The following is a 20,711-nucleotide window of genomic DNA, read 5'->3' on the forward strand; positions in this document are numbered from 1 at the left end:
TGAACCCGATTCAAAAATTTTACAAAAATCATTTTGATTTAAAGAAATAAAATTAAGATATTTGCACAAACAATAAAAGAAATGAACTTTACTCAAAACCATCATCATTTATATAATTGCTCTCAAGCGATGTAGAAATGTATTGAATAAAGTCTAATATATTATACAAACCCGTTTGAGAAAATCAAACGGGTTTTTTATTTTAAAATCATAAAATGATTTTAAAATAATCCTGAAGAAAGTCAGGATCAATAAAACAATAAATTTGTCATTCTTGCGAAGGCAGGAATCTAATCCAAATTTGCTCAGGCAACATAAAAAACAAAAATGAACAAATTAAGAATTGCAGTACAAAAATCAGGAAGATTAAACGAAGATTCTATGAGAATCTTAAAAGACATTGGTATTTCTATAGACAATGGTAAAGACCAATTAAAAGCAGCAGCTAGAGATTTTCCTGTAGAAGTATTTTATTTAAGAAATGGAGATATTCCTCAATATTTACAAGATGGAGTCGTAGATGCAGCTATTATTGGCGAAAACGTCTTAATAGAAAAAGGAAACAATATTGAATTTGTAGAACGCTTAGGTTTTTCTAAATGCAAGGTTTCTATTGCTGTTCCTAAAGAATCTAAAGCCAGTTCTTTAAAAGATTTAGCATGCAAACGCATTGCAACTTCGTATCCAGAAACTGTTAAAAAGTTTTTAACAGCACAAAATATAGAAGCAAATTTGCACATTATTAATGGTTCTGTAGAAATTGCCCCAAATATTGGGTTGGCAGATGGTATTTGCGATATCGTTTCAAGTGGTTCAACGCTATTTAAAAACGGTTTAAAAGAAATTGAAGTATTATTAAAATCAGAAGCTGTTTTGGCAGTTTCTCCAGAAATTTCTGCAGAAAGAAAAGCCATTTTAGAGAAAATCCAATTTAGAATTCAATCGGTATTAAAAGGAAGGCAATCTAAGTACATTTTGTTAAACGCACCCAACGAAAAATTAGATGCAATTTTGGCCTTATTACCAGGTATGAGAAGTCCTACAGTTTTGCCATTGGCAGAAAATGGGTGGAGTTCTGTACACACCGTAATTTCTAAAAATCAGTTTTGGGAAATTATAGACGAATTAAAAGCCAATGGTGCAGAAGGCATTTTAGTTTGTCCAATCGAAAAAATGGTACTTTAAATTTAGTTTATAAATTTAAAGTATGCTGAACTTGTTTCAGCATCTAATATTATAAATAAGATGATATTTTTTGGGCGTTTTAACGGGCTTTTCGCACTCGCTTTTTTTCTGAAAAAGAAAAAAGAGCTCAAACAGTTGCTACAATCCCTAACGCTCACGCAAGTTAATAAGAGAATAGAATGATGAAAGTAATTAGTAATCCATCAAAAAAAGACTGGAAACAACTTCTAGAAAGACCTACAAAAACTGTTGATGATATAGAAGGTGTCGTAAATCAGGTTTTTGCTGATATTCAAAAAAATGGAGATACAGCAATTAACAAATACACACAAAGATTTGATGGTGTTTCATTAGAAAACAATATTGTTTCTAATGCAGAAATAGAAGAAGCTATCAATTTGGTTTCCCAAGATTTAAAACAGGCTATTAACCTAGCAAAAACAAATATTACTAATTTTCATACAGCACAAAAAACAGTAAAAGTAGCTGTAGAAACTGCAAACGGAGTTTCTTGTTGGCAAGAAAAAAGACCTATTACAAAAGTTGGCTTGTACATTCCTGGTGGAACAGCCCCATTATTTTCAACAGTTTTAATGTTAGCAATTCCAGCACAAATTGCAGGGTGTAAAGAAATTGTGTTGTGTTCTCCACCTAATAAACAAGGTAAAATTCATCCAGCAATTTTATATACAGCCAATTTATGTGGTGTAACTAAAATTGTAAAAGTAGGTGGTATCCAAGCCATTGCTGGTTTAACTTTTGGTACTAACAATATACCACATGTCTATAAAATTTTTGGTCCAGGTAACCAGTTTGTAACAGTGGCAAAACAATTAGCAACCAAATTTGGTGTAGCTATAGATATGCCTGCAGGGCCAAGTGAATTGTTAGTAGTTGCAGATGATTCTGCAAAGGCAAGTTTTGTAGCATCAGATTTATTAAGTCAAGCAGAACATGGTGTAGATTCTCAAGTTATTTTGGTATCTACTTCTAAAAAATTAATATCAGAAGTAGAAAAAGAAATCAACTCACAAATTTTAGAGCTACCAAGAAAGGAAATTGCACAAAAAGCTATTGAAAATTCAAAGTCAATTTTTGTAGAAACCGATGAAATTGCCTTAGAACTAATTAACGAATATGGTCCAGAACACTTTATTGTTTGTACCAATAACAACAGTTTTTATGTGCAGAATATAGAAAATGCAGGGTCTGTTTTTATTGGAAATTATACTCCAGAAAGTGCAGGAGATTATGCTTCTGGAACTAACCATACATTACCAACAAACGGATTTACAAAAGCATATTCTGGTGTAAATTTAGATAGTTTTACAAAAAGCATTACGTTTCAAGAAATTAGTAAAACAGGAATCCAGAACATAGGAAATGCTATAGAACTAATGGCAGAAACAGAAGGCTTACAGGCGCATAAAAATGCAGTAACTTTACGTTTAAATGATTTAAAATAGAATGTCATTCCCATGAAAATGGGAATCCACAGTAAAATAGATTCCTGCTTTCTCAGGAATGACAAGAAAAAGTAATGAAGACAAATTTCAACATAAAAAATCTCATCAGAGAAAACATCAGAAACATTACACCCTATTCCTCTGCAAGAGACGAATATAAAGATGCTACATCAGATAAAATGGTGTTTTTAGATGCCAATGAAAATCCATTTGAAAATGGAGTAAATAGGTATCCAGATCCGCAACAAAATTCAGTAAAAGACCTGTTGTCTGCTATTAAAAATGTTTCAAAAAAGCATATTTTATTAGGTAATGGTAGTGATGAAGTGTTGGATTTAATCTTCCGAGCATTTTGTGAGCCAAAAGAAGATAACATCATTACTTTACCACCAACTTACGGAATGTATTCAGTGCTAGCGAATATCAACAACATAGAAAACAGAAAAGTTTTATTAACGCAAGATTTTCAACCAAAAGTTGATGAAATTTTAGCAAAAGTAGATGCAAAAAGTAAAATTTTGTTTTTATGTTCACCCAACAATCCTTCAGGAAATAGTTTTACATCTAAAAAAATAGAAGAATTATTACAGAAATTTAATGGTTTAGTAGTAATTGATGAAGCTTATATCGATTTTTCTGAAGAAAAAAGTTGGTTAGAAAAATTAACAGCATTTCCAAACTTAATCATCACACAAACACTTTCTAAAGCTTATGGTTTGGCAGGAATTAGATTAGGAGTGTGTTATGCTTCTGCACAAATAATTGCTGTTTTAAACAATATAAAACCACCGTATAATGTAAACGAATTAACACAACAAAAGGCTATTGAACGTTTGCAAAAGGTAGAAGAAGTACAAGAAGAAATTGGTAAAATTAAAGCAGAAAGAAATCAATTAATTGTGTGTTTAAAAGAAATCGATTTTATCAAAGAAATTTACCCAACAGATTGTAATTTTGTTTTGGTAAAAGTAGACGATGCCACAAAACGATATAATCAATTGGTTGCAAAAGGTATTGTAGTTAGAAACAGAACTACCCAACCTTTATGTGAAAACACATTGCGTTTTACAATTGGAACGAATTTGGAGAATGAGAAATTGATTCGTGTTTTAAAAACAACCGAATAATGTAAATAAAAACCTCACAGGTTTTTAAAACCTGTGAGGTCTATAAAATAATAGATAATGAGTAAGAAAGTATTATTCATAGATAGAGATGGAACTTTAGTGCTAGAACCGCCTATAGATTATCAGTTAGATAGTTTAGAAAAGTTAGAATATTATCCTAAAGTTTTTCAATACATGGCTAAAATAGCCTCAGAATTGGATTACGAATTGGTAATGGTTACCAATCAAGATGGTTTAGGAACCGATTCTTTTCCAGAAGACACCTTTTGGCCAGCACAAAATAAAATTATTGCTGCTTTTGAAAAAGAAGGTGTTGTTTTTTCAGCAGTTCATATAGATAAAACTTTTCCACATGAAAATGCTGAAACCAGAAAACCAAGAACAGGTTTGTTAACCAACTATTTTTCTGAGGAGTATGATTTAGAAAATTCTTTTGTTCTGGGTGATAGAATCACAGACATGGAATTGGCTAAAAATTTAGGTGCAAAAGGAATTTATTTGTCTGAAAACCCAGAGTTAGGTGCAAACGAAATTGAAACTTCAAAACAAGAAATTTTAGATTGTATTGCCTTAAAAAGTACAGATTGGGCAGACATTTATCAGTTTTTAAAATTAGAAGACAGAGTTGCAGAAATCACCAGAAACACCAATGAAACTAAGATTTACATCAAACTAAACTTAGACGGTTCTGGTAAAAATAATATCAATACAGGATTATCTTTTTTCGACCACATGTTAGACCAAATAGGGCGTCATGGAAATATGGATTTGACCATAAAAGTAGATGGAGATTTAGAGGTTGATGAGCATCACACTATAGAAGACACCATGATTGCTTTTGGAGAACTGTTCAACAAAGCCTTAGGTAATAAATTAGGTATAGAAAGGTATGGCTTTTGCTTGCCTATGGACGATTGTTTAGCACAAGTTGCTGTAGATTTTGGAGGTAGAAACTGGCTAGAATGGGATGCAGAATTTAAGAGAGAAAAAATTGGAGATATACCAACAGAAATGTTTTTTCATTTGTTTAAATCGTTTACAGATGGTGCAAAATGTAATTTGAATATAAAAGCAGAAGGCGTAAACGAACATCATAAAATAGAAGGCATTTTTAAAGCTTTTGCAAAAGCAATGAAAATGGCAGTAAAAAGAGATGCGAATAAGATGTTTTTACCTTCTACAAAAGGACTTCTTTAGCCCATCCTAACCTTCCCAAAGGGAAGGAATGAATTATGGAATCGTTGCGAGTATAAACAATATTGAATAACTGAAAGTTATTTTAAACAAATGAATAAAGAAATAAAAAATATAAATTACAAGAGTGAGAGTTCTTCCCCTTTGGGGAAGTTAGATGGGGCTTTGGTAATTATAGATTATGGTGCAGGAAACATTAAAAGTATTCAATTTGCTTTTAAACGTTTAGGTATTAATGCTGTTTTAACAAATAGTATTGATGAAATTAAAGCTGCTGATAAAGTAATATTTCCAGGAGTTGGAGAGGCAAGCTCTGCCATGAAAATGTTACAAGAAAGTGGCTTAGATAAAGTGATACCGACTTTAAAACAACCCGTTTTAGGCATTTGTTTAGGAATGCAGTTAATGTGCAATCATTCAGAAGAAGGTAACACCCAAGGTTTAGGTATTTTTGATGTGGCTGTAAAGCGCTTTTCTAATGATGTAAAAGTGCCCCAAATGGGTTGGAATGTAATTAATGATTTAAAATCTGATTTATTTAAAGGCGTTAAAGAAAGAGAGTTTATGTATTTAGTGCACAGTTTTTATGCAGAAAAATGCGATGAAATGATTGCCAAAACAGATTACGAAATTGAGTATGCATCTGCATTACAAAACGATAATTTTTATGGAGTGCAGTTTCATCCAGAAAAATCAGCTCTTGCAGGAAGTAAAATTTTAGAAAATTTTTTAGAATTATAATATGTCAAGAAAGTTAATTAGTTCAGGTTCTTCTTTTGAAAAAGAAATGGGATATTCTAGAGCTGTAGTAGAAGGAGACTGGGTATTTGTATCTGGAACAACAGGTTTTAATTATGATACAATGACTATTGAAGAAGATGTTGTAGCGCAGACCGAACAATGTTTTAAAAATATAAAAAACATATTAGAAGAGGCTAATTCTAGTTTAGATAAGATTGTTCGTATTACTTATATTTTACCAAAACCTTCTGATTTTGAATCTTGCTGGCCTGTTTTAAAAAAATATTTAGAAAATATAAGACCAGCTGCAACCATGTTTTCTGCGGATTTATTTGATAAAAAAATGAAAATTGAAATTCAAGTAACAGCTTTAAATAAATAGGGAATAGAATAAAGAACCCTGAAACAATTAGGGTTTATTAATAAGTTAATGAATGAGAATAATACCAGCAATAGACATCATAGAAGGTAAATGTGTTCGTTTAACCAAAGGAGATTACAATACCAAGAAAATATATAACGAAAATCCGTTAGAAGTTGCCAAAGAATTTGAAGCAGCAGGTATTCAATATTTGCATGTTGTAGATTTAGATGGTGCCAAAGCAAGTCAAATAATTAATTATAAAGTATTAGAGCAAATTGCAACGAAAACCAATTTAAAAATTGATTTTGGTGGCGGTTTAAAGGCTGATAAAGATTTAGAAATTGCTTTTAATTCTGGTGCAAATCAAATTACTGGAGGTAGTATTGCTGTAAAAAATGCAGCGGTTTTTAAAAGTTGGATTACCAAATTTGGAGCAGAAAAAATTATTTTGGGTGCCGATTTTTATCCCGATAATTTAGGAGGAAAGATCGCTACCAATGGCTGGCAAGAAGAAAGTAGTTTAGAATTGATTCCGTTTATTACTGATTATCAACAAAAAGGAATTCAATATGTAATTTGTACAGACATTTCTAAAGACGGAATGTTACAAGGTCCTAGTTTTGAAACGTACTCAAAAATACTTAATGAATGTGAAGTTGAGCCTGCCAAAACGTCTTTAAAACTTATCGCTTCAGGAGGAATATCTACTTTTAATGAATTGCCAAAATTAGCAGCATTAGGTTGTGAAGGAGTAATTATTGGAAAAGCAATTTATGAGAATAAAATCAGTTTAAAACAATTAGAAAATTTTATATTAAATAAATAATCTAGATTCCTGCCTACGCAGGAATGACAGTAACAAAAATCCCTTCCCTTTGGGAAGGTTAGGATGGGCTTATGTTAACAAAGAGAATAGTACCTTGTTTAGATATTAAAAACGGAAGAACTGTAAAAGGTGTCAATTTTGTAAATTTAATTGATGCAGGAGATCCAGTGGTTTTGGCAAAACAATATGCAGATTTAGGAGCAGATGAGCTGGTTTTTTTAGATATAGCAGCTACTTTAGAAAATAGAGGAACCACTTTAGATATGGTGTTAAAAGTGGCAGAACAAGTAAACATTCCGTTTACAGTTGGTGGTGGAATTTCTTCAGTAGAACACGTTGATGCATTGTTAAAATGTGGTGCAGATAAAGTATCTATAAATTCATCTGCCGTAAAAAGACCTGAATTGGTAAGTGAATTGGCAGACAAGTTTGGAAGTCAGTGTGTAGTAGTTGCCATTGATGCAAAACAAATTGATGGAGAATGGTTTGTGCATTTAGCAGGAGGAACAATTCCTACAGAAATAAAGCTTTTTGATTGGGCAAAAGAAGTAGAACAACGTGGAGCAGGAGAAATATTGTTTACCTCTATGAATCATGATGGAACCAAAGCAGGTTTTGCAAATGAAGCTTTAGCCTACTTATCAGAATTGGTAAATATTCCCATTATTGCTTCTGGTGGTGCAGGTACTGTACAACATTTTGCAGATACATTTATAAAAGGAAAATCAGACGCAGCATTAGCTGCAAGTGTTTTTCACTTTGGTGAAATTCCTATTTTAGAGTTAAAACAAGAATTACAAAAACAGGGAGTACCTGTAAGAATATAATAATAGTTTATAGTTATGGTTGAAGGTTTTTGTAAAAACTGAAAACCAACAACCAAAAACCAAATAAAATGAACATCAATTTTAATAAAAATAACGATGGTTTAGTGCCAGCAATCATTCAAGATGCAACAACAAAAAACGTGTTAATGTTAGGGTATATGAATGAAGATGCTTTTAACAAAACCAAAGAAACAAATTTGGTAACTTTTTTTAGTAGAACTAAAAACAGGTTATGGACAAAAGGTGAAGAAAGTGGAAATGTATTGAATTTAGTAGATATGAAACTAGATTGTGATAATGATACTTTGTTAATTCAGGTAAATCCAAAAGGACCAACTTGCCATAAAGGATCAGATACTTGTTGGAACGAAGAAAATAATTCGAATTTTGGTTTCTTTTCAACCTTAGAAAATGTGATTTCCGAAAGAGTAGCAAACAAAGACACGAAAAAATCTTATATAGCCAATTTATTCGATAAAGGAATTAATAAAGTAGCACAAAAAGTAGGAGAGGAAGCCGTAGAAACCGTTATTGAAGCTATGGATAATAATGATGAATTATTTTTATATGAATCTGCAGATTTACTCTTTCATTATTTAATGTTATTACAAGCTAAAGGTTTCACTTTAAAAGATATTGAAGCTGAATTGAAGAAAAGACAGAAATAAATTTTTAAAGTAACCCCAATATGAAAACTGTTTTTTTTGGGTAAAACTTATTAATTATTTTATTAAAAGTTGTTCTAAATTTTCTGTTTTGTTCAAAATCTGCACTATACAACTAGTTTTCCTCGTCTTTAAGTGTTTTTTTATCATTGGGCGATTTTTTTAAATACATTTAATTTTTTAGTAGTGTAGACAACTTTTTTTAACAAATGTTTTTCTGAAAATATTTCACAATTTCAGAATAAAGTGACACCCTTTTTTGAGATTTTTTTTATCTTTCAACTTCTTAATAAATTTTAACACTTCATGAAAAAACTAGCACTACATTGGAAAATTTTAATAGGAATGGTATTAGGTATCATTTTTGGTTTTATAATGAACACAATAGAAGGAGGTAAAGGCTTTGTAACAGACTGGATTAGTCCGTTTGGAACCATATTTATAAACTTATTAAAATTGATAGCTGTACCGTTAATTTTGGCATCGTTAATTAAAGGAATATCAGATTTAAAAGATATTTCTAAAATTAAAAAAATGGGGTTAAGAACAATTTCTATCTATATAGGTACAACTTTGGTGGCTATAATTATAGGTTTAGGTATTGTAAATTTGGTAAAACCAGGCACAGGAATGTCTGCAGATACCATAGAAAAAATTAAAGCGAAGTACGAAAACTCTACTGATGTAACCGATAAACTAACCAAAGCAACAGCACAAAATGACGCAGGTCCATTACAGGCATTGGTAGATATTTTTCCAAGTAATATTTTTCAATCTTTTGTAGATGCTAGCATGTTACAGGTTATCTTTTTTGCCATGTTTGTAGGTATTTCTTTACTGTTAATATCAGAAAAAAAAGCAAAACCTTTAATGGATTTTTTTGATTCTTTAAATGAAATGGTGATGAAAATGGTAGATCTAATCATGCTTTTTGCGCCTTACGCTGTATTTGCATTATTAGCAAATGTTATTATTGCTTTTGATGATACTGAAATTTTATTAAAACTACTAGTTTATGCTTTGTGTGTTGTTGGTGGTTTGGTATTAATGATTGTTTTTTACCTATTTTTAGTAGCTGTGTACACAAAAAAATCACCAATGTGGTTTTTAAAACAAATTAGTCCAGCACAATTATTAGCATTTTCTACAAGTTCTAGTGCTGCTACTTTACCAGTTACTATGGAAAGGGTTGAAGAACATTTAGGCGTAGATAAAGAAGTTTCTGGTTTTGTTTTACCAGTTGGTGCAACAATTAATATGGATGGCACTAGCTTGTACCAAGGTATTGCAGCTGTATTTATTATGCAAGTAGTATGGCCAGAAGGTGCTACATTTTCCAATCAATTAGTAATTATTTTTACTGCCTTATTAGCATCTATTGGTTCTGCAGCTGTACCAAGTGCAGGTATGGTAATGTTGGTTATTGTTTTAGAATCTATCAATTTTCCAGCAGAATTATTACCTATAGGTTTGGCTTTAATTTTTGCTGTAGATAGACCTTTAGATATGTGTAGAACTACAGTAAATGTTACAGGAGATGCAACAGTATCTATGATTATTGCAAAATCTTTAGACAAATTACACGAACATCCAATTGAGAAAAATTGGGATGATAATTATGATAAAGTGAAGTAAACAAATTAAAAGTTGGGCTTTAGAAGTTAGAAAATTTCCAGCAAAAAAAAATAAAATAAACAAACAAATGGATTATTTGGTTTAAGAAAATAGGAATATTTAAATCCGTCAAATATTCAATCATCATTAAGATTTTTATGAATATAATTCATAAAAAAAACCTCACAAAGTGAGGTTTTTTTTATGTAGAAAATAACTATTTATTTTGCAGGTAAAATTTTACCAACACATTCACCAAAACCAATACGTACTTTATCATTTTTACAATGTGCCCGCATAATTACGGTATCGTTATCGTTAATAAATTTACGGGTTGTACCATCTTTTAGTTTGATAGGGTTTTTACCACGCCAAGTCAACTCTAACATAGAACCAAAACTATCTTTTGTAGGTCCAGAAATGGTACCAGACCCCATCATATCACCAGCTTCAACAGGGCATCCATTTACGGTATGATGTGCTAGTTGTTGCGCCATTGTCCAATACATATATTTAAAATTAGAGTTGGCAACTATAGTTTCATCTCCATTTTCTGGCTGAATCCCCACTTGTAAGTGAATATCATAACTTCCTTTTCCTTCTTGTTTTAAATAAGATAAAGGTTCGTGTACTTGTTTAGGATTATCGGTTCTAAATGGTTCTAAAGCATCTAAAGTTACAATCCATGGCGATATTGTAGAGGCAAAACTTTTACCTAAAAAAGGTCCTAAAGGAACATATTCCCAGGCTTGTATATCTCTTGCAGACCAATCATTAAACTGTACCAATCCAAAAATATACTCTTCAGCTTCTTCAATAGGTATTCTTTCGCCTAAAACATTGGCATCTGTTGTTATAAAAGCCATTTCTAGCTCAAAATCTAATAATTTTGTAGGTCCAAAACCAGGTGTATTACTTCCTTCAGCAGGTTTTGTTTGTCCATAAGGTCTTCTAATAGGCGTACCAGAAGGTATTATGGAAGAACTTCTACCATGATAACCAATGGGGATATGCAACCAGTTAGGTAACAAAGCATTTTCTGGATCTCTAAACAAAGACCCCACATTTGTTGCATGTTCTTTACTGGCATAAAAATCTGTATAATCTCCCACAGCAACAGGTAAAAGCATTTCTACTTCATCCATTCTAAAGATAATTTTATCTTTATGTGCTGCATTATCTCTAAGAGAACCATTGGTTACATCAAAAACTTCTGCAATTCTGTTTCTTACCAAACGCCACGTTTTCCTACCATCTGCAATAAAATCATTTAAATTGTCTTGCAAAAAGATATCGTCTGTTAAAGGGATTCCTTCAAAATAACCTAATTGATGAAAAGCACCTAAATCTATAGCAAAATCGCCAATTCTACTTCCAATGGTAATAATATCATCTCTGGTAATAAAAACTCCAAAAGGAATATTCTGAATCGGGAAATCAGAATCTTTATCTACTTTTAACCAAGATTTTCTATTAGGGTTATTTGCTGTTATTATCATTTGTGTATTTTTATTTTATTCTCAAATTTATGTAATTTTTTATCATTTATTAAAGAAAAATAATCAATAACATATTTTTAACATCCTTTTTTTAAGTTAATAACAAATCTTAATAAGTTCTACAAATTACTCATAAATTCTTATTTATTTAAATTCTGTTTTTCACTATTTTTGTTGTGTTAATAAAATCTAAAACAATGCAATTAGACAATCAAATTTTTGATCTTATACAAGAAGAAAAAGAAAGACAGTTAAATGGTTTGGAATTAATAGCTTCTGAAAATTTTGTAAGTGACCAAGTAATGCAGGCCCAAGGATCTATTTTAACCAATAAATATGCAGAAGGCTACCCAGGTAAAAGATATTATGGTGGTTGCGAAGTTGTGGATGTTATTGAGCTAATAGCTATAGATAGAGCCAAAGAATTGTTTGGAGCTGCTTATGTAAATGTACAGCCACACTCTGGTTCTCAAGCAAATACAGCTGTTTTTGCAGCGTGTATAAAACCAGGAGATACTATTTTAGGTTTTGATTTATCTCATGGTGGGCATTTAACACACGGTTCTCCAGTAAATTTTTCTGGTAAATTATACAACCCTGTTTTTTACGGAGTAGAAGAAGAAACAGGTGTTTTAAATTATGATAAAATTCAAGAAATTGCAACTAAAGAAAAACCAAAATTAATTATTGCAGGTGCATCTGCATATTCTAGAGATATTGATTTTAAACGTTTTAGAAAAATTGCAGATAGTGTAAATGCTATTTTAATGGCAGATATTTCTCATCCTGCAGGTTTAATTGCAAAAGGTATTTTAAATGATCCTTTACCACATTGCCATATTGTAACTTCTACCACACACAAAACTTTACGTGGTCCAAGAGGTGGTATAATAATGATGGGACAAGATTTTGAAAATCCGTTTGGAGAAACTTTAAAAAGCGGTAAACCAAAAATGATGTCAATGTTATTAAACTCTGCTGTTTTTCCAGGAAATCAAGGTGGGCCCTTAGAGCATGTTATTGGTGCTAAAGCAATTGCTTTTGGAGAGGCATTAACAGATGAGTTTTTAGAATATCAAATACAAGTAAAAGAAAACGCAGCAGCAATGGCTAAAGAGTTTGTTGCTAAAGGATATAAAATTATTTCTGGGGGTACAGACAATCACTGTATGTTAATAGATCTTCGTAACAAAGGTATTTCTGGTAAAGATGCAGAAATTGCCTTAGGAAAGGCAGACATTACTGTAAATAAAAATATGGTGCCTTTTGATGATAAATCTCCTTTTGTTACCTCTGGTATACGTGTTGGAACCCCTGCAATTACAACTAGAGGTTTAAAAGTTGAAGACATGAAACAAGTAGTAAACTTTATTGATGAAGCAATTCAAAATGCAGATAATGAAGAAGCTTTACATGAAATTGGAGAAAGAGTTTCTGAAATGATGAGCTCTAGAAGACTGTTTGTTATGTAAACAACCATAAATATAATTTAAAAAACACCAAGATATAAGTCTTGGTGTTTTTTTTTGAAAGAAAATTAATCGTTGTTTTTAGCTCTTTCTATAATTTTTTCAGGAAGTGCTTTTTTAGCTTTAGCGCCCATTTTTTTCAGCTTTTCGATACTTGTAATAATATTTCCTCTACCATCTACTAACTTATTCATAGCACTAGAATACTCTTTTTTACTATCATCTATACGTTTTCCTATTGTAATTAAATCGGTTAATAAACCTTGAAATTTATCGTACAAAGCACCAGCTTGTCTTGCAATTTCTAACGCGTTTCTTTGTTGTTTTTCGTTATTCCACATAGTATCTATAGTACGTAATGTAGCTAATAGAGTAGAAGGTGTAACAATTACAATATTTTTTTCGAAAGCTTTATTATATAGATTCGTATCTGCATTTAATGCCACAGCAAAAGCAGGTTCTATTGGGATAAATAGTAATACAAAATCTGGCGATTCTATTTTATATAAGTCTTCATATTTTTTGTCGCTCAATTGTTCTACATGTCTTTTTAAAGAATTGATGTGTTCCTTTAAAAAACGCTCTTTTAAATCATCCTCTTCTGCATTTATATATTGTTCATAGGCAACTAAAGAAACTTTAGAATCTACAATCATTTTTTTGTTATCTGGTAAATGAATCACCACATCTGGTAACACCCTTTTTCCATCATCATTGGTAAAGCTTTGTTGTACAAAATACTCTCTATTTTTCTCTAAACCAGATTTTTCTAATACGCGTTCTAAAACCAATTCGCCCCAATTACCTTGCATTTTATTATCACCTTTTAAAGCTTTAGTTAGGTTTAAGGTTTCTTTACTCATTTGTTGATTCAGTTCTTTTAAACCCAATATTTGTTGGCGTAAAGCAGCATGATAATCGATACTTTCTTTGTGCGTTTTTTCTACTTTATCTTCAAAACCTTTAATTTTCTCTTGCAAAGGGTTTAAGATATTTTTAATATTTTCTTTGTTTTGTTCTGTAAATTTTGATGATTTTTCGTCTAAAATTTTATTGGCTAAATTTTCAAATTCTTTGGTAAATTTTTCATTTAATTTTTCTAATTCGCCTTTGTTGTCATGTAATTTTTCTGAGGTATTTTTAAACTCTGTTTCCAAACGAGTTTTATCAGAAATTAAACTTTCTTTTTCTTTTTGAATAAATTTTAGCTCACTTTGGAGTTCTTCTAACTTGGTTTCTAAATTTTTTAAGCTTTGATTTAGTGTATTGTTTTGGATTTCTAGCGTATTTTTTTCTTTTTCGGAACTACTTTTTTCTTTTTCTATTTGTAATTTAGAAATTAACTTACCTATAAATAAGCCAATTACAGTAAATATTAGAGCTATTAAAAGGTTAATAATTATTTGTGTCATCATGTGAATTTAAGTCCTTAAATTTATCACTTTAAAAGATAACAAAAAACTCTATAACTGAGATTTTGTAAACAAATATGTAAATTGATAAATGAAGAGACTTGCGAAATTTATACTACACACTCTTTTAGGTTGGAAAGTTGCAGGAAGTTTTCCTGAAAAACCTAAAAAATATGTTGTTATTGCTGCGCCACATACAAGTTGGGTAGATTTTCCTATTGCTATTTTAACACGTATAAGTTTAGGAACTATGATTCACTTTATTGGTAAAGATTCACTATTTAAATGGCCTTTTGGATATTTTTTTAGAGCTTTGGGAGGCACTCCTGTAGATAGAAGTAGAAGTAATAATTTGGTAGATGCGGTTATTCAAATTTTTAATAAAAAAGAAAGTTTTAAGCTGGGTTTGTCTCCAGAAGGTACTAGAAAAAAAGTAGAAAAATGGAAAACAGGTTTCTATTTTATTGCAAAAGGGGCAAATGTACCTATTGTTATGGCTACTTTAGATTTTGAAAAAAAACAGGTTAAAATATCAGCACCTTATTATATAACAAACAATTTAGAAGAAGATTTTAAATATTTTAAAAAATTTTATAAAAATATAAAGGGGAAAAATCCTGAATTATCATAATTTTAAATATTCTACAAATAGATAAATTTAAATAATTAATAGCATATGCTATGGCATTAATTATCTAGCTTATTTAAGCCATTTTTTATTGGTATTGTTCTGCAACTTTTGCAGTAATACCCACAATAACTTCTGTTGCTTTTATCATAGATTCTACAGGAATATACTCGTAACGTCCATGAAAATTATGCCCGCCAGCAAAAATATTTGGACACGGTAAACCTTTGTAAGAAAGCTGTGAACCATCTGTACCACCTCGTATGGGTTTTATTATTGGTGTAATGCCAATGTCTTTCATTACTTCTTCTACAATATCTACAATATGCATTACTGGTATAATTTTTTCTTTCATATTAAAGTATTGATCTTTTAGATCTACTTGTATTAATTCTTGCCCAATTTTTTCATTTATATCTTTAGCTATTTTTTGAAACATTTTTTTTCTTTGGGTAAATAATTCAAAGTCATGATCTCTAACAATATATTCTAAAACCGTTTTTTCTACGCTACCAATCATATCATGTAAATGAAAAAAGCCCTCATATCCTGTTGTTTTTTCAGGAACCTCTTCTGTTGGTAAAGCTGCTATAAAATCGTTAGCAATGTTAATAGAATTGATCATTTTACCCTTTGCATATCCTGGATGTACAATTTTACCAGTTACAGTAATTTTAGCACTTGCAGCATTAAAGTTTTCATACTCTAATTCTCCTATTTGACTACCATCCATTGTGTATGCCCAAGCTGCATCAAATTTATTTACATCAAATTTATGAGCGCCTTTGCCAACTTCTTCATCTGGTGTAAAACAAATTCGAATTTTACCATGTTTAATTTCGGGATGTTGCATTAAGTATTCCATAGCAGTTACAATTTCTGTAACACCTGCTTTGTCATCAGCTCCTAAAAGTGTAGTACCATCTGTGGTGATAAGAGTTTGCCCTTTATATTGTAATAAATCTTCAAAATAATCTGGAGATAAGACAATGTTTTTTTCTTCATTTAGTAGGATATCATTAGCATTATAATCTTCTACAATTTGTGGTTTTACATTTTTACCTGTAAAATCTGGACTTGTATCCATATGTGCTATAAAACCAATAGTAGGTACTTTATAATCGATATTACTAGGCAATGTGGCCATGATATAACAATTTTCATCTAAAGTAACCTCTTGCAAACCAATAGATTTCAAATCTTCTACTAAAATTTTAGCCAAATCCCATTGATTTTCTGAACTAGGAAAATTTGGGTTGTTTGGATTCGATTCTGTATCTATAGTTACGTATTTTATAAATCTATTTGTGATGTGTTTTTTAGCAATCATTTATTGTAATTTTATTTTTTCTAACAAACTTATAGCTTTGCAAATTCTTTTATCTACTAAAGAATCTCCATAAATTAGCGCTTTTGCTAATAAAGAGTTTTTGTCATCTATTTTGCAAAAAACCTGTAATTGTAGGTATTTAAATTTTTCTTTTTTTCCATAAGCGATTGTAAAATAGCTTGGTTTGTTTAAAAAAGTAATTTCTTGTCCTTTTTTCTGAATTAAATTATTAGCTAAATTGTCTTGTTCTATTTTCAATTTAAAAATATCATTAATATTGATATTATTTTTTATATAATTGATATCCAGCAATATAGAAGATGTTAATTTTTGAATAGTGTCCGCAGCATAAATAGAAGATTGATAGTTGTCTGTATATAAATTAACATTCCAAGTTTTTGGGAGTTTTACAGAAAAATAGCCATTTGTACTTGTTGTTTCTTCTAAATTTTTGAAAAATACCTCTTTACAATTGCATATTTTTTGTAAATCGGTTTTTTGTTGACAAGAATACAATAGAAGAGAAGCTATTATTGTATATGCTATTGATTTTATGCGCATTAGTCTAGTTTTAATTTTCCTATTTTTTGATGACCACTTAACCAAGCTGTATTTTTATCTACAAATTGTATGGCATAATAGCTATCTTTAGAAACATCTTTCCAGGTTTTGCCACCATTATTAGAAAAAGAAACTCCGGTTTTACCCACTGCAAAAACTTCTTTACCATCTGTATTTGGTACATATTGCACGCAACTTTTATAGTTAGGCTGTTGTTTATCTGCCACCAGTTGCCAAGTTTTGCCACCATCTGAAGTAATTGCTTTATTAGCTGAGTTTTCTAACGGTTTTGCAAAATTACCACCTATAATAATACCTTTATTTTCATTAGCAAAATCTATGGAATATATTCCTTGAGGTCCATTGCCTTGTATAATTGGTGTTTGAGTAACTGTCCAGTTTTGTCCAAAATCTGTAGACTTTAATATTCTAGCTTTGCTGCCTCCAGAAGCTACCCAAACTGTGCTGCCAATTGTTTTAATATTGGTATTACTAGCGGCAAAAAAAGCTTCGCCTTTTGCTATTTCTGGTAAGTTTTTACAAGGCAATTTTTGCCATGTTTTACCACCATTACTGGTTAAAAGGATAGACGCACAATTTTCTATTGGGTCTCCAACTGCGATTCCATGCAAATGATCATCAAAAAACGTAAGCGCATCATAAAATACTTTTGGGTGTTCTTCTTTGTATTGTAAGGTGAATTTTCCATCAGAAATTTTATATAATAAACCAGGATTTTCAATAGAGAACGCAAAATAATCTTTCCCATTAAAGGCTAAACTTCTAAAATGTGGCACAATAGAATCTTGGTAACGTATGTGTAAAGCATTCCAAATAATGCCATTATCCGTAGTAAAACCAACATCGCCATTAGAGCCTGCATAAAACACACTTTTATGATCTACCACTTGAATTGCACGAATGCTGGTACGATCCATTTTAAACTCTTTAATACTCACTCTTTCTATATTTCTTGGAATATATTCTTCTTTACAAGCGATAAAAAAAAGGAATGCAAAAATAAATGTGGCTATTCTTCTCATTTTTGATATTTTTATAGGACTAAAGTACACAAATCAAAATAGATAATGAAAAAAGCATTGGTGATTTCTGGAGGTGGAAGCAAAGGAGCTTTTGCAGGTGGTGTTGCACAATATTTAATGAAAAAAGAAAAGAAAGAGTACGATTTGTTTTTAGGAACCTCTACTGGTAGTTTAATGGTTTCTCATCTGGCAATGGGGATGTTAGACGAATTAAAAGAACTTTACACGAATGTAAATCAAGAATCTATTTTTAGTAACAATCCTTTTAAAATTAAAAAAGTTGCTAGCGAAAAGGTTGTTAGTATCAATCACTTAAATACTTTTTGGAATTTTTTAAATGGAAGAAAAACCTTTGGAGAAAGTAAAAACTTACGTTCTTTAATTAAAAGAAACGTTACAAAAGACATGTATAACAGTATAAAAGAAGCCAATAAAGAAGTTGTGGTAACTGTGTCTAATTTGACAGCAAATCAAATAGAATATAAATCTATAAATGATTGTAGTTATGAAGATTTTTGCGATTGGATTTGGGGTTCTTGTAACTATGTGCCTTTTATGAGTTTGTTAGAAAAAAATTATTGTCAGTATGCAGATGGTGGTTTTGGCTCGTTAATACCTATTAGAGAAGCTATTTTAAGAGGTGCAACAGAAATTGATGCTATTATTTTAGAAACCGAGGTTACTCAGCTAAATAAGTTGCCAGCAAAAAACCCTTTTTCTTTACTCTTTGATGTGTTTGACTTTATGTTAACCCATGTAGAAAGACATAATATTACCATTGGTAAATTGGCAGCAGCTAATAAAGATATTAAATTGAATTTATATTATACACCCACTGTTTTAACTACAAATTCTTTGGTTTTTGATAAGAATTTAATGCGTAAATGGTGGAAATCTGGTTATAAATATGCAAAATCCAAAAAAGAAGAAAAAATGAGTGAATTTAGACCAGATATTTTAACAGATAAAGAAATGATTTGGTAAATCAATTAAACGAATGAGTGGGTGCAGGGTTAAATTATTCATTTTTAACTCCTAAAAATTTAGGAGATACTTCACCTTATATGAGTAACACTTTTTAAAAAAAAATAAAAAACGAATTTTATTAATTTTTAAAAATCTTATTGATAAAAATGATACAAGTTCAAAAGGTCAAATAAGTTTGAGAAAAACAACTTTTACCTAGATTTTTACGTTTAAAAAAGTGATTATTTTTTAAAATTTTCTACGTACATTTCTTGACTAAAAGGCTGCATTATTTTAGAGTCTAACATAGGTTTTTCTTCAAAAGAAAAAGAAGATTTACCTAATAAATATTTTCCTCCTGTTGTTATAAATGTAATTGTCCTATCTAACAATGGATCAGATTTTTCACCTAAAACGCCTAAATTAATTGTATCGTCATCTCTACCAAAATCTTCAGCTAACTCAATATTTGGTATATAACCATTTGGATTATTTTCTCCATTTGCATTTTTAATTTCTAACACAATTGGCTGTATTGCATAAGTATGATTTGGGTTTAAATTTAAACCATTTCTTCTGTAATTATCAGAGTCATATATTGTGATAGAACCTACTTGTTTCCCCACAGTTTTTGTTCCAACTAAGTTTACATCAATATATGCACTCATTCCATTAATTACAAGTTCAGATGCTGAAGCAGTATCATCAGTAACAATAAAATAAATTTTTTGTAATGATAAACTATTAATTGGTTCGTTCAATATAATAGTACCATTGTTATCTGTATTTACAATTTGGTCTGTAAAGTTATTTAGAAAAAGTGCTGGGTTAGTGGCTTTCATAACTTTTTCATTCCAAAACTCTTGTGAGAATAGTTTTCCTGTATTTGTTCCGTTTATCATGCTTGCTAAATAGGTTGCAGTTCTTACACTTCCACCACCATTATATCGTAAATCAATAATTAAATCGGTAATATTTTCTGATTGAAAAGTTGCAAAAGCGGCATTTAATTGAGCATCAAATGAACTCGCAAACTGATTGTACAAAAGATAACCAATTTTATTTGTGCCTTCATTAAAAGTTTTTGTGATCGCTACAGGGTTTTCTTGAAATTCTTCTTTTGTTAAATTAATTGTAGTTCCATTTACTGTTGGATTTCCTGCATTAAAATCGGCTAAATTTACTGTATAACTTGTATTTGTGCCAAACAACAAAGTTCTAAAGTTTGTAGTAGTAATTTGTGTTCCATCTATTCCATTAAAAACCATACCTCTTAAAACCCCTTTGTTTTCTGCATCAGAACCAGGAACTACAAAATAAACAACGCCATATACATTTGTATCATTACCTTTATATGTGTATAATTTAAATTCCATTCCGTTTGTTAATCTAATTCCTTGAAAAGAGTTTTCTAATTCCACATAATCATCTACAATCCAAGAAAAACGATCTACAACATCAGGTTGAAATCTAACAGCTTGAAATATATCTTCTGGTGTATTAAAGCTTGAAGTAAAATTATTTAATTCACGTTGATTTGAAAAACGTGTATCTGCCAAATCAGGCACATCACTTTGCCAGTAATAAGAGGCATTCATACCTTTCCAAACAAAGTCGTTAATTTCAATATCTAAAGGAATATTTTCAACTTTTTCAGAACAATTAAAAAAAAGTAAAAAGCTAAATATTAGTGTAATAATTTTAAATATATTTTTCATTTTTGAACATTTATTTTAATTGTAATATAACGCAATTTAAAGAATTTTAGTATTATTTTTAAATTCTATTGTAACA

Annotated in this window: 19 protein-coding genes; 13 read left to right on the top strand and 6 right to left on the bottom strand. The window is 30.4% G+C overall.

Features of this window, described 5'->3' with window-relative positions; all coding sequences use genetic code 11:
• Positions 1 to 327 precede the first annotated feature (327 nt).
• The 10 genes from hisG (at position 328) to Q0662_RS02185 (ending at position 10,030) form a co-directional block, all read left to right on the top strand.
• Positions 328 to 1,185, top strand: a complete 858-nt coding sequence (gene hisG / locus Q0662_RS02140; RefSeq protein ID WP_298946722.1) for an ATP phosphoribosyltransferase — start codon at positions 328 to 330, stop codon at positions 1,183 to 1,185.
• Positions 1,186 to 1,367: 182 nt separating this feature from the next.
• Complete coding sequence (gene hisD / locus Q0662_RS02145; RefSeq protein WP_298947032.1) at positions 1,368 to 2,651, top strand: histidinol dehydrogenase; 1,284 nt, start codon at positions 1,368 to 1,370, stop codon at positions 2,649 to 2,651.
• Between the two features lie 74 nt (positions 2,652 to 2,725).
• Entirely contained in the window at positions 2,726 to 3,778 is a 1,053-nt protein-coding gene (hisC, locus tag Q0662_RS02150; RefSeq protein WP_298946724.1) for a histidinol-phosphate transaminase, read from the top strand.
• Positions 3,779 to 3,835: 57 nt separating this feature from the next.
• A complete protein-coding gene (gene hisB / locus Q0662_RS02155) occupies positions 3,836 to 4,975 on the top strand; it encodes a bifunctional histidinol-phosphatase/imidazoleglycerol-phosphate dehydratase HisB (RefSeq protein ID WP_298946726.1) in 1,140 nt (379 codons plus the stop codon).
• Between the two features lie 90 nt (positions 4,976 to 5,065).
• Positions 5,066 to 5,713: an imidazole glycerol phosphate synthase subunit HisH gene (gene hisH, locus Q0662_RS02160; protein WP_298946728.1), complete on the top strand. Its 648-nt coding sequence runs from the start codon at positions 5,066 to 5,068 to the stop codon at positions 5,711 to 5,713.
• A gap of 1 nt (position 5,714) precedes the next feature.
• Positions 5,715 to 6,095, top strand: coding sequence for a RidA family protein (locus Q0662_RS02165; protein WP_298946730.1), 381 nt, complete (start codon positions 5,715 to 5,717; stop codon positions 6,093 to 6,095).
• A gap of 52 nt (positions 6,096 to 6,147) precedes the next feature.
• On the top strand, positions 6,148 to 6,903 hold the full coding sequence (hisA, locus tag Q0662_RS02170; protein WP_298946732.1) for a 1-(5-phosphoribosyl)-5-[(5-phosphoribosylamino)methylideneamino]imidazole-4-carboxamide isomerase: 756 nt from the start codon (positions 6,148 to 6,150) through the stop codon (positions 6,901 to 6,903).
• A 71-nt stretch (positions 6,904 to 6,974) separates the two neighbouring features.
• Entirely contained in the window at positions 6,975 to 7,730 is a 756-nt protein-coding gene (hisF, locus tag Q0662_RS02175; protein WP_298946734.1) for an imidazole glycerol phosphate synthase subunit HisF, read from the top strand.
• Between the two features lie 38 nt (positions 7,731 to 7,768).
• Entirely contained in the window at positions 7,769 to 8,398 is a 630-nt protein-coding gene (gene hisIE, locus Q0662_RS02180; protein WP_298947033.1) for a bifunctional phosphoribosyl-AMP cyclohydrolase/phosphoribosyl-ATP diphosphatase HisIE, read from the top strand.
• 303 nt (positions 8,399 to 8,701) lie between these two features.
• Complete coding sequence (locus Q0662_RS02185; protein ID WP_298946736.1) at positions 8,702 to 10,030, top strand: dicarboxylate/amino acid:cation symporter; 1,329 nt, start codon at positions 8,702 to 8,704, stop codon at positions 10,028 to 10,030.
• A gap of 200 nt (positions 10,031 to 10,230) precedes the next feature.
• Here the strand turns inward: Q0662_RS02185 and fahA are convergent, their stop codons facing one another.
• Positions 10,231 to 11,508, bottom strand: a complete 1,278-nt coding sequence (fahA, locus tag Q0662_RS02190) for a fumarylacetoacetase (protein WP_298946738.1) — start codon at positions 11,506 to 11,508, stop codon at positions 10,231 to 10,233.
• A gap of 197 nt (positions 11,509 to 11,705) precedes the next feature.
• Here fahA and glyA point away from each other — a divergent pair, with 197 nt between their 5' ends.
• Positions 11,706 to 12,980, top strand: coding sequence for a serine hydroxymethyltransferase (gene glyA / locus Q0662_RS02195; protein WP_298946740.1), 1,275 nt, complete (start codon positions 11,706 to 11,708; stop codon positions 12,978 to 12,980).
• Between the two features lie 65 nt (positions 12,981 to 13,045).
• Here glyA and rmuC read toward each other — a convergent pair whose 3' ends face one another.
• Positions 13,046 to 14,389 carry a DNA recombination protein RmuC gene (gene rmuC / locus Q0662_RS02200; RefSeq protein ID WP_298947034.1) on the bottom strand — a complete coding sequence of 448 codons (1,344 nt, stop codon included), beginning with the start codon at positions 14,387 to 14,389 and terminating at the stop codon, positions 13,046 to 13,048.
• Between the two features lie 91 nt (positions 14,390 to 14,480).
• Between rmuC and Q0662_RS02205 the strand changes: the two genes are divergently transcribed.
• On the top strand, positions 14,481 to 15,020 hold the full coding sequence (locus tag Q0662_RS02205; RefSeq protein ID WP_298946741.1) for a 1-acyl-sn-glycerol-3-phosphate acyltransferase: 540 nt from the start codon (positions 14,481 to 14,483) through the stop codon (positions 15,018 to 15,020).
• An 85-nt stretch (positions 15,021 to 15,105) separates the two neighbouring features.
• Here the strand turns inward: Q0662_RS02205 and pepT are convergent, their stop codons facing one another.
• The 3 genes from pepT to Q0662_RS02220 are packed head-to-tail and all read right to left on the bottom strand — an operon-like array spanning position 15,106 to position 17,951.
• Positions 15,106 to 16,347: a peptidase T gene (gene pepT / locus Q0662_RS02210; protein WP_298946742.1), complete on the bottom strand. Its 1,242-nt coding sequence runs from the start codon at positions 16,345 to 16,347 to the stop codon at positions 15,106 to 15,108.
• Positions 16,348 to 16,908 (bottom strand): hypothetical protein, encoded by a 561-nt coding sequence (locus tag Q0662_RS02215; RefSeq protein WP_298946743.1) that lies wholly within the window; start codon positions 16,906 to 16,908, stop codon positions 16,348 to 16,350.
• The gene (locus Q0662_RS02220) at positions 16,908 to 17,951 is read right to left on the bottom strand and encodes an oxidoreductase (protein WP_298946744.1); all 1,044 of its coding nucleotides are present in this window, start codon (positions 17,949 to 17,951) and stop codon (positions 16,908 to 16,910) included. Before Q0662_RS02220 ends, Q0662_RS02215 begins: the two co-directional genes overlap by 1 nt.
• 45 nt (positions 17,952 to 17,996) lie before the next feature.
• Between Q0662_RS02220 and Q0662_RS02225 the strand changes: the two genes are divergently transcribed.
• The gene (locus tag Q0662_RS02225) at positions 17,997 to 18,935 is read left to right on the top strand and encodes a patatin-like phospholipase family protein (RefSeq protein WP_298946745.1); all 939 of its coding nucleotides are present in this window, start codon (positions 17,997 to 17,999) and stop codon (positions 18,933 to 18,935) included.
• Between the two features lie 224 nt (positions 18,936 to 19,159).
• Here Q0662_RS02225 and Q0662_RS02230 read toward each other — a convergent pair whose 3' ends face one another.
• A complete protein-coding gene (locus Q0662_RS02230) occupies positions 19,160 to 20,635 on the bottom strand; it encodes a S41 family peptidase (RefSeq protein ID WP_298946746.1) in 1,476 nt (491 codons plus the stop codon).
• Between the last annotated feature and the right edge of the window lie 76 nt (positions 20,636 to 20,711).

Source organism: uncultured Polaribacter sp. (genome assembly GCF_947503855.1).
Lineage (GTDB): Bacteria > Bacteroidota > Bacteroidia > Flavobacteriales > Flavobacteriaceae > Polaribacter.

Bases quoted from the DNA above. Each gene is read 5' to 3' on its own strand.
- hisG (WP_298946722.1), top strand. From the start codon at position 328: ATGAACAAATTAAGAATTGCAGTACAAAAATCAGGAAGATTAAACGAA.
- hisD (WP_298947032.1), top strand. From the start codon at position 1,368: ATGAAAGTAATTAGTAATCCATCAAAAAAAGACTGGAAACAACTTCTA.
- hisC (WP_298946724.1), top strand. From the start codon at position 2,726: ATGAAGACAAATTTCAACATAAAAAATCTCATCAGAGAAAACATCAGA.
- hisB (WP_298946726.1), top strand. From the start codon at position 3,836: ATGAGTAAGAAAGTATTATTCATAGATAGAGATGGAACTTTAGTGCTA.
- hisH (WP_298946728.1), top strand. From the start codon at position 5,066: ATGAATAAAGAAATAAAAAATATAAATTACAAGAGTGAGAGTTCTTCC.
- Q0662_RS02165 (WP_298946730.1), top strand. From the start codon at position 5,715: ATGTCAAGAAAGTTAATTAGTTCAGGTTCTTCTTTTGAAAAAGAAATG.
- hisA (WP_298946732.1), top strand. From the start codon at position 6,148: ATGAGAATAATACCAGCAATAGACATCATAGAAGGTAAATGTGTTCGT.
- hisF (WP_298946734.1), top strand. From the start codon at position 6,975: ATGTTAACAAAGAGAATAGTACCTTGTTTAGATATTAAAAACGGAAGA.
- Q0662_RS02185 (WP_298946736.1), top strand. From the start codon at position 8,702: ATGAAAAAACTAGCACTACATTGGAAAATTTTAATAGGAATGGTATTA.
- fahA (WP_298946738.1), bottom strand. From the start codon at position 11,508: ATGATAATAACAGCAAATAACCCTAATAGAAAATCTTGGTTAAAAGTA.
- glyA (WP_298946740.1), top strand. From the start codon at position 11,706: ATGCAATTAGACAATCAAATTTTTGATCTTATACAAGAAGAAAAAGAA.
- rmuC (WP_298947034.1), bottom strand. From the start codon at position 14,389: ATGACACAAATAATTATTAACCTTTTAATAGCTCTAATATTTACTGTA.
- Q0662_RS02205 (WP_298946741.1), top strand. From the start codon at position 14,481: ATGAAGAGACTTGCGAAATTTATACTACACACTCTTTTAGGTTGGAAA.
- pepT (WP_298946742.1), bottom strand. From the start codon at position 16,347: ATGATTGCTAAAAAACACATCACAAATAGATTTATAAAATACGTAACT.
- Q0662_RS02215 (WP_298946743.1), bottom strand. From the start codon at position 16,908: ATGCGCATAAAATCAATAGCATATACAATAATAGCTTCTCTTCTATTG.
- Q0662_RS02220 (WP_298946744.1), bottom strand. From the start codon at position 17,951: ATGAGAAGAATAGCCACATTTATTTTTGCATTCCTTTTTTTTATCGCT.
- Q0662_RS02225 (WP_298946745.1), top strand. From the start codon at position 17,997: ATGAAAAAAGCATTGGTGATTTCTGGAGGTGGAAGCAAAGGAGCTTTT.
- Q0662_RS02230 (WP_298946746.1), bottom strand. From the start codon at position 20,635: ATGAAAAATATATTTAAAATTATTACACTAATATTTAGCTTTTTACTT.